Origin of the sequence: Segeticoccus rhizosphaerae (genome assembly GCF_009192725.1) — a bacterium.
Classification (GTDB): Bacteria; Actinomycetota; Actinomycetes; order Actinomycetales; family Dermatophilaceae; genus Segeticoccus; species Segeticoccus rhizosphaerae.
This window is the reverse complement of record NZ_VOHR01000096.1, coordinates 1-11,926: the sequence shown is the minus strand read 5'-3', so window position 1 is coordinate 11,926 and position 11,926 is coordinate 1. Positions and strand designations below refer to the sequence as shown.

At 71.8% G+C, this 11,926-nt stretch carries 8 protein-coding genes and 1 pseudogene; 5 read left to right on the top strand and 4 right to left on the bottom strand.

Features of this window, described 5'->3' with window-relative positions:
- Positions 1 to 203: 203 nt before the first annotated feature.
- From FRW57_RS09930 to FRW57_RS09920, 3 genes are all read right to left on the bottom strand, one after another.
- The gene (locus tag FRW57_RS09930; protein ID WP_152185922.1) at positions 204 to 428 is read right to left on the bottom strand and encodes a hypothetical protein; all 225 of its coding nucleotides are present in this window, start codon (positions 426 to 428) and stop codon (positions 204 to 206) included.
- Positions 429 to 547: 119 nt separating this feature from the next.
- The gene (gene panB / locus FRW57_RS09925) at positions 548 to 1,420 is read right to left on the bottom strand and encodes a 3-methyl-2-oxobutanoate hydroxymethyltransferase (protein WP_137121016.1); all 873 of its coding nucleotides are present in this window, start codon (positions 1,418 to 1,420) and stop codon (positions 548 to 550) included.
- An 8-nt stretch (positions 1,421 to 1,428) separates the two neighbouring features.
- Entirely contained in the window at positions 1,429 to 3,291 is a 1,863-nt protein-coding gene (locus FRW57_RS09920) for an NAD+ synthase (RefSeq protein WP_137120964.1), read from the bottom strand.
- Between the two features lie 287 nt (positions 3,292 to 3,578).
- On the opposite strand from FRW57_RS09920, the gene FRW57_RS09915 reads away from it, so the two are divergent.
- The 4 genes from FRW57_RS09915 to FRW57_RS09900 all read left to right on the top strand — a co-directional run bounded on the left by FRW57_RS09915 (position 3,579) and on the right by FRW57_RS09900 (position 10,902).
- Positions 3,579 to 5,141, top strand: a complete 1,563-nt coding sequence (locus FRW57_RS09915; RefSeq protein ID WP_137120965.1) for a phytoene desaturase family protein — start codon at positions 3,579 to 3,581, stop codon at positions 5,139 to 5,141.
- 279 nt (positions 5,142 to 5,420) lie between these two features.
- On the top strand, positions 5,421 to 6,428 hold the full coding sequence (locus tag FRW57_RS09910) for a DUF559 domain-containing protein (RefSeq protein ID WP_137120966.1): 1,008 nt from the start codon (positions 5,421 to 5,423) through the stop codon (positions 6,426 to 6,428).
- Between the two features lie 129 nt (positions 6,429 to 6,557).
- The gene (gene glnA, locus FRW57_RS09905) at positions 6,558 to 7,895 is read left to right on the top strand and encodes a type I glutamate--ammonia ligase (RefSeq protein ID WP_152185921.1); all 1,338 of its coding nucleotides are present in this window, start codon (positions 6,558 to 6,560) and stop codon (positions 7,893 to 7,895) included.
- Between the two features lie 52 nt (positions 7,896 to 7,947).
- Positions 7,948 to 10,902, top strand: a complete 2,955-nt coding sequence (locus tag FRW57_RS09900; protein ID WP_137120968.1) for a bifunctional [glutamine synthetase] adenylyltransferase/[glutamine synthetase]-adenylyl-L-tyrosine phosphorylase — start codon at positions 7,948 to 7,950, stop codon at positions 10,900 to 10,902.
- Here FRW57_RS09900 and FRW57_RS09895 read toward each other — a convergent pair.
- Positions 10,887 to 11,621, bottom strand: a complete 735-nt coding sequence (locus FRW57_RS09895) for a spermine/spermidine synthase domain-containing protein (protein WP_202911461.1) — start codon at positions 11,619 to 11,621, stop codon at positions 10,887 to 10,889. The genes FRW57_RS09900 and FRW57_RS09895 overlap by 16 nt on opposite strands.
- A 113-nt stretch (positions 11,622 to 11,734) precedes the next feature.
- Here FRW57_RS09895 and FRW57_RS09890 point away from each other — a divergent pair.
- A pseudogene (locus FRW57_RS09890) lies at positions 11,735 to 11,926 on the top strand (histidinol dehydrogenase); the annotation flags it as partial.

Genomic DNA, 11,926 nt, shown 5'->3' with positions numbered 1-11,926 from the left:
TGGGGCAGCTGGCCTGGCCGCACCTGCGACGCGTCCTGCGCCTGCACTGACGCCGGCTCGGCCGGCGCGGGGCGGTCCCCTCCCGCCGGTGGTGTAACGCCAGGGGCCGCTGCCGCGATGGAACCAGCGGACGAGGCGCCTCTCGAACCCCCGAGCGAGAGGCGCCTCGTCTTCGTGTGGGTCGCGTCGCCTGGTCGGTGACGCTAGTGGGTGCGCCGGCCGCGGACCAGGTAGAGGATCGGCACGGCGCCGGCCGAGCTGGCGACCGTGATCGCCAGTCCCCAGGCCCACTTGGGCCCGCGCACCTGCGCTGCGGGGCGGCGTTTCAGGTCGATCAGCGCCGCGATCTTGAGGCCCGCCTCGACAGCCGCCGCCACCGACAGCAGCCCGCGTGTCCGCGGGCTGAGGTCCTTCCACTTCTTGCCCATGTCGCCTCCCGTCGAGCGGCCGACGCGCCGGCCGCGCTCGCCTGTCACGATACCGCCCGCCGCACCGGCAGGCCGGGGTGTTCTTGGCGCCCGGGAGACGGACCTGTCGCCGAGGTGCGTCAGGACTCGAAGGTGTGCTCCGGTGCCGGGAAGGCGCCCGAGGCGACGTCCGCGGCATACGCGCTGGCGGCGTCTCGCAGGGTGGTGCGCAGGTCGGCATACCGCTTGACGAACCGGGGGGCCCGTCCTCCGCGCAGTCCGGCCATGTCCTGCCAGACGAGGACCTGCGCGTCGCAGTGCGGTCCGGCGCCGATGCCGATCGTGGGGATCCGCAGGGCCTCCGTGACGCGAGCCGCCACCGGGTCGGGGACCATCTCCATCACCACCGAGAACGCGCCGGCCCGCTCGAGCGCCAGCGCGTCCTCCACCATGGCGTCGGCTCCGCCGCCGCGACCCTGCACCCGGTAGCCACCGAGGGCGTGCTCGCTCTGCGGAGTGAAGCCGACGTGTGCCATCACGGGGATGCCTGCGCGGGTGAGCAGCTCGACGGTCGGCACCAGGTGCGCGCCGCCCTCGAGCTTGACTGCGTGCACCAGGCTCTCCTTCATGAAGCGCGTCGCCGTCGCCAGAGCCTGCTGCGGGCTGGACTGGTAGGAGCCGAACGGCAGGTCGGCCACCACCAGGCAGCGCGCGGCGGCACGGCTCACGGCACGGGCCAGCGGGATCAGCTCGTCGACCGTGACCGGCAGCGTCGACTCGTAGCCCAAGACGTTGTTGCCGGCAGAGTCGCCGACGAGCAGGACGGGGATGCCGGCGGCCTCGAAGATCTCTGCGGAGTACTGGTCGTATGCCGTGAGCATCGCCCAGCGCTCGCCCCTCTCCTTCATCGCCTGCAGGTGGGGGATGCGGACGCGCTTCGGGCGTGGGGCCGACGGGCCGGAGCCGCTGCTGGCGGCCCCGCCGCCGTAGGGAGCAGGCTGCTCGCTGTTCATGCCCGTGGTCACGGCTCCTTCGCGGCAGGGTCGCTCCGCTGGGTCTTCTGCCGCAGCTCCTCCGCGGCTGGGTCGCTCCGCTCCATCGTCGTCGCTGCGGCCGCATCGTCGCCGCCGGCCGTCGCTGATCGGGCGTCCTGCTCGCGCCAGCGGCTGGTGATCGGCAGCCGCCGGTCGCGGCCGAAGGCCATCGGGGAGATCTTCGGTCCGGGCGCGCCCTGGCGGCGCTTCCACTCGGCCCGGTCGACGAGGGCGACGACGCGGTCCACGACCTCCTCGTCGAACCCTGCGGTGATGAGCTCGTCGCGGCCACGTGCCTCCTCGACGTAGAGGTCGAGCAGCGGGTCGAGCAACTCGTAGGGCGGGAGGGAGTCCTGGTCGACCTGGCCGGGGCTCAACTCGGCCGACGGGGCCTTGGTGATCGAGCTCTCCGGGATCGGGGGCTTCTCGCCGCGCCGGACGGCCTCCTCGTTGCGCCAGCGGGCCAGCTGCCACACCAGGGTCTTGGGCACGTCCTTGATCGGCGCGAAACCGCCGACGCTGTCGCCGTAGATGGTCGAGTAACCGACCGACACCTCGCTCTTGTTGCCGTTGGTCAGGACCAGGTGGCCCTCCTGGTTGGACAGGCCCATCCACACGACCCCGCGGATGCGCGCCTGCAGGTTCTCCTCGGCAACACCGGTGAGCGAGAGGCCGGCTTGGAAGGCGTCGACCATCGGTGCGATCGGGATGACGCGGTAGTCGGCGCCAAGGGCCTGCGCCAAGGCCGCCGCGTCGTCCTTGGAGTGCTGGCTCGAGTAGCTGCTCGGGTTGGAGATCCCGACGACGTTCTCGCCCCCGAGCGCGTCGGCCGCCAGCGTCGCCACGACCGCCGAGTCGATGCCGCCGGACATCCCGAGCAGCACGGAGCGAAATCCGTTCTTGCGCACGTAGTCCCGCAGCCCCAGCACCAGCGCGGCCCAGACCTCTGCCACCGGCTCGAGGCGCGGCACGAGGGTGGCCGGCTCGGCGGCATAGGTGGGCACCGGGTCATCGCCCAGATTCACGTGCTCGACGCCCGCGGGGGTGTGTTCGGGGTCCACCGTGCTCGACGTGAGGTCGAGGTCGACGGTGACGACGGACTCCTCGAACTGCGGTCCGCGTGCGAGGACCTCGCCGCCGGTGTCCACGACGACGGAGTCCCCGTCGAAGACGAGCTCGTCCTGGCCGCCGACGAGGTTGAGGTAGGCGAGCGCGCAACCGGCCTGGCCGGCCCGCCGCCGCACCAGCTCGAGCCGGGTGTCGTCCTTGTCCTGCTCGTAGGGCGATCCGTTGATCACCAGCAGCAGCTCCGCCCCGGCCGCCCGCGTCAGGGCGACCGGACCGCCTTCCTGCCAGAGGTCCTCGCAGATGGCGATCGCGACGTCGACGCCGTAGACGCGGACGACCGTGAGGTCCTGTCCCGGTGCGAAGATGCGGTACTCGTCGAAGACGCCGTAGTTGGGCAGGTGGTGCTTGGCATAGCGGGCCACGACCTCGCCACGGTGCAGCACGGCGGCACAGTTCTGGGGGAGGGGCCGCGCGGGGTCGCTTTCGGCGGTCTCGTGTGGTGCGTGGTCGAGGTAACCGACCACCACGGGCACCTCGCCATGGCCGTCCTTGTCGAGATCCGCGGCAAGCTGGATCAAGGCCTCTCGCGAGGCGTCGACGAAGGTGCTGCGCAGGGCGAGGTCCTCCACCGGGTATCCCACGAGCGACATCTCGGGAAAGGCGACCAGGTGGGCCCCCTCCGCCACGGCGCGCCGGGCCCGGTCTCGAATGAGATCGGCGTTGCCGCGCAGGTCTCCGACGGTCGGGTTGATCTGAGCCAGAGCGAGGCGTAGTTGTGCCATGCAGGCAGCCTAGCCGCGCCCGTCCACCGTGGCAGGGGACGACCTGGACGACAACAAGCGTCGTCGAGTTCCCTTCCGCGCCAGGTTTCTCCTCGTCAAACGGTGCCTTGCCGACGAATCGTCGGCAGCACCCCACGGCAGGCCAGTTCGACCGAAAGGCCTGTCCACTCGGCAGTCCGCGGTCTCCCAGCTGGTGCAGGCAGACGCGGACACCGCGTCATCGCCGTCACGGTGCACGATGTCGCCGCGGGCCTTCCCGAGCTGGTGCCACGTCATAGGGTCGGGTCGTGCCCACCACTTTCGACGACATCGTCCTCGGCGCCGGCCACAACGGCCTGACCGCCGCCGCCTACCTCGCCCGTGCCGGCCGCCGGGTCCTGGTCCTGGAACGTGCCGACCACGTCGGCGGAGCCGCCGTCTCCGCCCAGGCGTTCCGTGGCGTGGACGCCCGACTCTCGCGCTACTCCTACCTCGTCTCCCTGATGCCCTCACAGATCATCAGCGACCTGGACCTCGACCTGCGCCTGGTCCGTCGGCGCTACTCGTCGTACACGCCGGTGCCCTCCGACCCGTCGACCGGGCTGCTCGTGGACAACGGTGACGACGCGGCGACGGCGGCCAGTTTCCGCAGGCTGACGGGGGACGACGCGGAATACGAGCGCTGGCATCACTTCTATGCCCGTATGACGTCACTCGCCGAACGTCTCTTTCCCACGGTGCTCGAGCCGCTGCGGTCCGCCGAGCAGGCCCGCGAGCTCGTCGCCGACGACGACCTGTGGCGGGCCGTGGTGGAGCGCCCGCTGGGGGAGGTGCTGCGCGAGACCTTCGCCGACGACACGGTCCGCGGTGTCGTCGCCACGGACGCCCTCATCGGGACGTTCGCCGACCTGGACGACCCGCAGCTGCGGCAGAACGTCTGCTTCCTCTACCACCTCGTCGGGGGCGGGACGGGCGACTGGGACGTGCCTGTCGGTGGGATGGGTGCGGTCACCGGTGCTCTCGCGAAGGCGGCCACCGACGCCGGCGCCACCATCGTCACCGAGGCCGAGGTGTGCTCCGTCGACCCCTCCGGCGTCGTGCAGTGGCGCGAACCGGGCGGCCGGGTGCACGAGGAGCGGGGCGGCCAGCTGCTCTCCGCGTTCGCCCCGGCCGTCCTCGACCGGCTGCTCGCGGCGAGCGGCGCTGACCCGGTGTCGAGCGGGCCCGAACCCGAGGGGGCCCAGCTCAAGGTCAACCTGCTGCTGTCCCGGCTACCCCGGCTGCGGGACGCCTCCGTCGACCCGGTCGCAGCCTTCTCCGGCACCTTCCACATCAACGAGACCTTCGACCAGCTCCAGGCCGCTCACGCGACGGCAGCCGCCGGCCGGGTGCCCGAGCTGCTCCCGTGCGAGATCTACTGCCACACGCTGGCCGACCGCTCCATCCTCGGGCCGGACCTGGCGGACACCGAGGCGCAGACCCTCACCCTCTTCGGCGTGCACTTCCCGGCGCGGCTGGGTCGGGACGACAACGAGAGGGCACGCGAGGAGGGCCTCGCGGCAGCGTTGCGGTCCCTCGACGCGGTGCTCGCGGAGCCGCTCGAAGACGTGCTGATGCGTGATGGCGACGGTCGCCCCTGCGTGGAGGCACGGACCCCGCTCGATCTGGAGGCCGACCTGGCCCTGCCGGGCGGCAACATCTTCCACCGCGCCCTGCAGTGGCCTTGGGCGGAACGGCAGGCGGAGGAGGGGACTTGGGGCGTCGAGACGGCATACGAACGGCTGCTGCTCTGTGGCGCCGGCGCCCGCCGCGGCGGGGGAGTCAGCGGCATACCGGGTCACAACGCTGCGAAGGCGATCCTCGGCGGCTGACCGACAGGCGTGGCGGTGGCCCGGGGTGAGGGAGGTCCTGCGAAGTGGCGGCCCGGGTGACCGTTGCGCAGGACGTTGTGGCGTCGCGGTGGCCCGGGGTGAGGGAGGTCCTGCGAAGCGGCGGCCCGGGTGACCGTTGTGCAGGACGTTGTGGCTGGGGTGGCGTGGCGAGACGTGGTGGGAGATCTGTGTCCACCTCCGCCCGCGGCGGAGTCCCGTCGTGCACAGGCGGTCAGCTCGCAGGTGACCGCAGGGGTGCCCTGGACCGAGCCTGCCTGCATGGCTGAAGACCATCTCGCATCGGGAGCACGGCCCGTGCCGGGCCGAGGCGTCACGGGCGTCCGTCAGTTGGCCGCGGTTCGCAGAATCCGGGTCGTCAGGCGGGCGAACGAGCAGGGCGGGGTGATCTCGCGTCGGGAGGCCTACCTTCTGGGTCTGACCCGGGCCGAGGTGCGGGCGCAGATCCGGGCCGAGCGCTGGCAGCGCGTGGGACGACACTGCCTCTGCGTCCACAACGGCCCTCTCACCCTGGTAGCGAGGCAGTGGGCGGCCGTGCTCGAGGCCGGGCCACGGGCCCACCTGGACGGGACGAGTGCGCTCATCGCCTCAGGCCTCGAGCACTTCACCGAGGAACGGATCCGGGTCTCGGTGCCGAAGGGTGCCCGGATCCGCCGTCGTCGGCGGCCGGGCATGGACCTCCGGGAGACACGGCGGTTCGATCCGGAGGACGTGGTGTGCGGCGGTGTGCCTCGATCACGACCGGCCGTCGCGGCGATCCGGGGCGCGTTGTGGGCCACGTCGGATCGCCAGGCCACGCTGGTCGTCACGATGGCGGTGCAGCAAGGGCTGTGCCGCGTGGAGGAGCTGGCGAGGGAGCTCCTGCGGGTCAAACGTGACCGTCGCCGGCTGATGCTCGCGGAACTGGTGATGGACCTCGCCGGCGGTGTGGGCAGTCTCGGTGAGCTGGACTTCCTCCGGGGGTGTCGGAGTCGTGGCGTCCCCGAGCCGGACGCCCAGGTCGTCAGGCGCACCAGATCGGGTCGCTACTACCTGGACTTCCGATGGAACCGGTGGCGGGTCGTGGTCGAGGTCGACGGTATCCAGCACGCCTGGGCGCAGAACCTGGTCCAGGACGCCATCCGCCACAACCAGGTCGCCCTGGAAGGTGACACCGTGTTGCGGCTTCCGCTGCTCGGTCTGCGCCTGTGCGCCGATGCGTTCTTCGACCAGGTGAGGCAGGCGCTGCTTTCGGCAGGTTGGGAGCCGGCCGCCCGCCATACAGGTTGATCTGGACGACCGGGGGTCGGTGCGGGATGCCGATTCTTCTCAAGGACGTCCTGCGGTGTGGCGGCGTGGGCGACCAGTTCGCAGGACGTCCCGCATCGGCTCGGGCAGCAGATAGGGCAGGATCAAGGCATGGATCGTCAGCAGGAGTTCGTCCTCCGCACCATCGAGGAACGCGATATCCGCTTCGTGCGGTTGTGGTTCACCGACGTGCTCGGCACCCTCAAGTCGGTGGCCATCGCACCCGCGGAGCTGGAGGGCGCCTTCGCCGAGGGAATCGGCTTCGACGGCAGCGCGATCGAGGGATTCGCGCGGGTCTACGAGGCGGACATGCTGGTGCGTCCCGACGCGAGCACGTTCCAGGTGCTGCCCTGGCGCGGTGACTCCCCGGGCACGGCGCGGATGTTCTGCGACATCAGGCGTCCCGGCGCCTCGGTGAGCTTCGCCGACAGCAGGGACGTGCTGCGACGGGCGATGAACCGCGCCGGAGAGCTCGGCTTCTCCTACTACACCCACCCGGAGATCGAGTTCTTCCTGTTCGAGCAGGGCACACCCCCGGGGCAACCGCCGGTGCCGGTCGACGAGGCCGGCTACTTCGACCACGTGCCCCACGGCACCGGCCACGACTTCCGCAAGGCGGCCATCACCATGCTCGAGAGCATGGGGATCTCGGTCGAGTTCAGCCACCACGAGGGCGCACCCGGCCAGAACGAGATCGACCTGCGCTACGCCGACGCCCTCTCGACCGCGGACAACATCATGACCTTCCGCACGGTCATCAAGGAGGTCGCGCTCGAGCAGGGTGTGTTCGCCTCGTTCATGCCCAAGCCGCTGTCGAACCATCCCGGGTCGGGCATGCACACCCACCTCTCGCTCTTCGAGGGTGACCGCAACGCCTTCCACGAGGCGGGCGCCCCCTACCAGCTCTCCAAGGTCGGGCGGCAGTTCATCGCGGGGCTGCTGCGGCACGCGCCCGAGATCTCGGCGGTGACCAACCAGTGGGTCAACTCCTACAAGCGGCTCTGGGGCGGCGGCGAGGCGCCGGCCCACGTCTGCTGGGGCCACAACAACCGCAGTGCCCTGATCCGCGTGCCGATGTACAAACCGAGCAAGGGCCAGAGCACCCGCGTCGAGGTCCGCTCCATCGACTCGGCCTGCAACCCCTACCTCGCGTATGCCGTGCTGCTCACCGCGGGGCTCAAGGGCATCGAGGAGGGCTACGAGCTCCCGCCCGAGGCCGAGGACGACGTGTGGTCGCTGACCGACGGGGAGCGGCGGGCCCTCGGCATCGACCCGCTCCCACTCTCGCTCAACGAGGCCATCGAGCGGATGGAGGACAGCGAGCTGGTCGCCGAGACCCTCGGTGAGCACGTCTTCGACTTCTTCCTGCGCAACAAGCGCGCGGAGTGGGACGACTACCGCAGTCAGGTCACGCCGTTCGAGCTACAGCGCTACCTGCGCAGTCTTTGAGCCGGCCCGCTCCGTGAGCACGTCGACGCGCCCCAGCACTCCGGCCGGACGAATGGCACGCGCCGGGTTCGTCGACGGGCGAAGGGCGTTGGCTCTCTTCGAGGAGCTCGGCTTCGACGATCCCGAGGCGGTGGACGGCCTGGTGCCCGCCCTGGGAGGCGTGGCCGACCCCGATCTCGCCCTGCTCGGGCTGGTGCGGCTCCGCGAGTCGTTCCAGGAGGACGACCGGCTGGACGGGGCCGAGCTGCTCGCCCGGCTGCGGACAGGCGGGCAGGAACGCGACCGGTTGCTCGCGGTGCTCGGTGCCTCGTCGGCGCTCACCGACCACCTGGTCCACCACCCGGAGCACTGGACCGCGGTGACCGATGCGCGGGCCAGCTCCGCCCGGGGACGACGGGAGGCCATCAAGGGCGCGGTGGCGGACCGGTCGGGCCGCACGGCATACGACGCCCTGCGGATCGCCTACCGGCGTGAGCTGCTCGGGATCGCCGCGCTCGACCTGACCAGCGCCGACCCCCTGTCCGACCTTCCGGTCGTGGCCGAGGCGTTGGCCGACCTGGCCTCGGCCGCTCTCGGCGCGGCACTGGCCATCGCGCGCGAGGAGCTGGGAGCCGCCGCGCAGGCCTGCCGGATCGCGGTCATCGGGATGGGCAAGTGCGGGGGCCTCGAGCTCAACTACATCAGTGACGTGGACGTCATCTTCGTGGCCGAACCGGTCGACGGCGCCGACGAGGACACGGCGCTCGCGGCGGCGACCCAGCTGGCCACCGCGACGATGCGGGCGTGTTCGGCGTCTACCGGCGAGGGCAGCCTCTGGACCGTCGACGCCAACCTCCGCCCGGAGGGCAAGAACGGTCCGTTGGTGCGGACCGTCGCGAGCCACCAGCAGTACTACGAGAAATGGGCGAAGACCTGGGAGTTCCAGGCGCTCCTCAAGGCACGAACGGTCGCGGGCGATCCAGCGCTGGGCCAGGCCTACCTCGAGGCTGTGCAGCCGCTCGTGTGGCAGGCGTCGAGCCGCGACCACTTCGTCGAGGACGTGCAGGCAATGCGTCGTCGGGTGGAGGCGCACGTGCCGCCGGGCGAGGTCCGGCGTCAGCTGAAGCTCGGACCGGGCGGGCTGCGCGACGTCGAGTTCAGCGTGCAGCTGCTGCAGCTGGTCCACGGGCGCGCCGACGAGACGTTGCGGTCGGGCACCACCTTGGAAGCGCTGGATGCCCTGTCGCAGGGTGGCTACGTGGGCAGGGACGACGCCGCCGTCCTCGACGGCGCCTACCGCCTGCTGCGCGTCCTCGAGCACCGCATCCAGCTGTTCCGGCTCCGGCGCACCCACCTGATGCCGACGTCCGACGCCGACCTGCGGCGCCTGGGGCGGGCGCTCGGGCACCGCGCCGAACCGGCGACCGAGATCACGGCGCGGTGGAGGCAGCAGGCCCGGGAGGTGCGGCGCCTGCACGAGCGGCTCTTCTACCGGCCGCTGCTCAGCGCCGCGGCGAAGCTGACGACTCCCGAGGCGAGGCTCACTCCGGCCGCGGCTCAGGAACGACTGTCCGCGCTGGGTTTTCGTGATCCGGCGGGCGCTCTGCGCCACCTCGAGTCCCTCACCGCAGGGGTCAGCAGGCGCGCGGCGATCCAACGGACGCTTTTGCCGGTGATGCTCGGGTGGTTCGCCGACGAGGCCGATCCCGATGCCGGGCTGCTGTCCTTCCGACGGATCAGCGACTCGCTGGGCACCACCCACTGGTATCTCAAGATGCTGCGTGACGAGGGAGGGGCAGCCGAGCGCCTGGCGCACGTGCTCGCCAGCAGCCGGTATGCCGCGGACCTGCTGCTGCGCGCCCCGGAGTCGGTCAAGCTCCTCGGTGACGCGGCCGAGCTCGTACCGCGTTCCCGCGAGGCGGCGCTCCGCACGATGCGCTCGGCGATGACGCGCAAGGGTGACCGTGACGAGGCCATGACGGCCGCGAGGGTGGTCCGGCGGCAGGAGCTGTTCCGGATCGCGGTCGCCGACCTGGTCGACGCCATCGACCTCTCCGGCGTCGGGGGCGCCCTCACCGACCTGACCGCGGCCATCCTCCAGGCGGCCCTGGAGCTTGCGACCGGGCACGTCGAGGGAGAACAGGGCGAGTCGCTCGCGACCCGGCTGCTCATCGTCGGGATGGGCCGGCTCGGCGGCGGCGAGATGGGCTACAGCAGCGATGCCGACGTGATGTTCGTGCACGACCCGGTGGATGCCGGTGAGGAGGCGGCCAAGCGGGCGACCACGCAGGCCACCGCGGTCGTGCAGGAGCTGCGCCGCCTGCTCGGTGGTGCGGGTCCGGACCCGCAGCTGGTCGTGGACGCCGACCTGCGGCCCGAGGGCAAGGCGGGTCCCCTGGTGCGCAGCCTCGACTCCTACCGTGCCTACTACGCGCGCTGGTCCGCCGGCTGGGAGGCCCAGGCTCTGTTGCGGGCCGCGCCGGTGGCGGGCGACGCCGGGCTGGCCGACCGGTTCCTCGAACTGATCAACCCGCTGCGGTGGCCCCAGGGTGGCATCCCGCCCTCGGCGGTCCGCAAGATCCGCACCCTCAAGGCACGGATGGAGGCCGAGCGGATCCCCCGCGGGGGCGACCCGAAGACCCACTTCAAGCTTGGCCGCGGGGGTCTGTCCGACGTCGAGTGGACCGTGCAGCTGCTGCAGCTGCAGCACGCGCACCGGGTGGAGGGGCTGCGCTGCACCGGCACGCTCGAGGCCCTGGACGCGGCTGTCGAGGCGGGGTTGATCGGCGCGGAGCACGCGACCACCCTGGCTCGGGCGTGGACGCTCGCCTCCGAGGCCCGCAACGCCTCGGTGCTGTGGCGGGGGCGGCCGGTGGACTCGATTCCGAGCGACCTGCGCGACGCCGACGGGGTGGGACGGATCATCGGCTGCGAGCCGGGCACCGGGTGGCAGCTGGCCGACACCTACCGTAGGGTCGCCCGACTGGCCCGGCACGTCGTCGACGAGGAGTTCTACGGCGGCTCGTGAGTCCGACGGCCCTGCCACGGTGCCGAGCGCCGCTGCGCCGGTCGCCTGGCCAGCAACACGAAGTATGCCGTGTCCCGGCTGCCCAGTGTCACCGCCAGCGAGTGCCGCTTGCAGTCCTCGAAGATCGCCTCGAGGGCCTCCGCGAGGTCCGGCGCCGGGCTGCAGGACCACACCGCCAGCACCCCTCCCGGGCGCAGCGCATCGTGGCAGGCGTGCAGGAACGGCCGCCGGTAGATCGCGGCGTTGCCGTCATGGACGAGGAAGTCGGGACCGTTGTCGACGTCGAGGAGGATGACATCCCACGCGCCACGAGCCGCATAGACGACGGCGGCCACGTCGCCGACCGCGACCGTGACCCGCGGGTCGGCGAGCCGCGAGCCGGGCACCAGGCCGTCCCGGTGCCACTGGACCAGGGCCGGCTCGATCTCGGCCACGGTCACCGCTGCCGTGCGCGGACACCCCAACAGCTCGTCGAGCGAGTGGCCGAGGCCGAGGCCGCCGACCAGGACCCGCACGCCCGACCGAGCACGGCAGGCGCCGAGCGCCAGCCGGGCGAGGTCGCGCTCGGTGGACGTGTGCCGGTCGTCCATGACGAAGACCCCGTTGACCCGAAGCTCCAGCGCACCGTCCCGGCCTCTGCGGCGCAGCACGACCTCACCCCGGTCGGAGAAGGCGTTGGCCACGACGCCCTCGCGAGGACGCGCCTGATGGTGCGGCACGGACCTCATTGTGCTCCGGCCCGGTGAGCAGCGCCGAGCGCGGCGATCGCACCGCTCCGGACCTCGGAGGTCGCCGGCTCGGGGCACCCGGTCGGGCTCTCTAGAATGGCCAGGTGATCTCCCGGACCGACCTGCGCGGCCGCACGCCCGACGTGCGTGAGCTGCGCGACCTCCTGCCCCGTGCCGAGTTCGACGTCGAGGCGGCGCTCGCGACCGTCCGACCGATCTGCGAGGACGTCGAGCATCGCGGAGCGGCGGCACTGCGCGACCTCGGCGAGCGCTTCGACGGGGTGCGGCCCGGGCGG

What these genes read in the sequence shown, in the direction of transcription:
- glnA (WP_152185921.1), top strand. Translation starts at nt 6,558, where the DNA reads ATGGATCGTCAGCAGGAGTTCGTCCTCCGCACCATCGAGGAACGCGAT.
- FRW57_RS09910 (WP_137120966.1), top strand. Translation starts at nt 5,421, where the DNA reads ATGGCTGAAGACCATCTCGCATCGGGAGCACGGCCCGTGCCGGGCCGA.
- panB (WP_137121016.1), bottom strand. Translation starts at nt 1,420, where the DNA reads ATGAACAGCGAGCAGCCTGCTCCCTACGGCGGCGGGGCCGCCAGCAGC.
- FRW57_RS09920 (WP_137120964.1), bottom strand. Translation starts at nt 3,291, where the DNA reads ATGGCACAACTACGCCTCGCTCTGGCTCAGATCAACCCGACCGTCGGA.
- FRW57_RS09930 (WP_152185922.1), bottom strand. Translation starts at nt 428, where the DNA reads ATGGGCAAGAAGTGGAAGGACCTCAGCCCGCGGACACGCGGGCTGCTG.
- FRW57_RS09900 (WP_137120968.1), top strand. Translation starts at nt 7,948, where the DNA reads ATGGCACGCGCCGGGTTCGTCGACGGGCGAAGGGCGTTGGCTCTCTTC.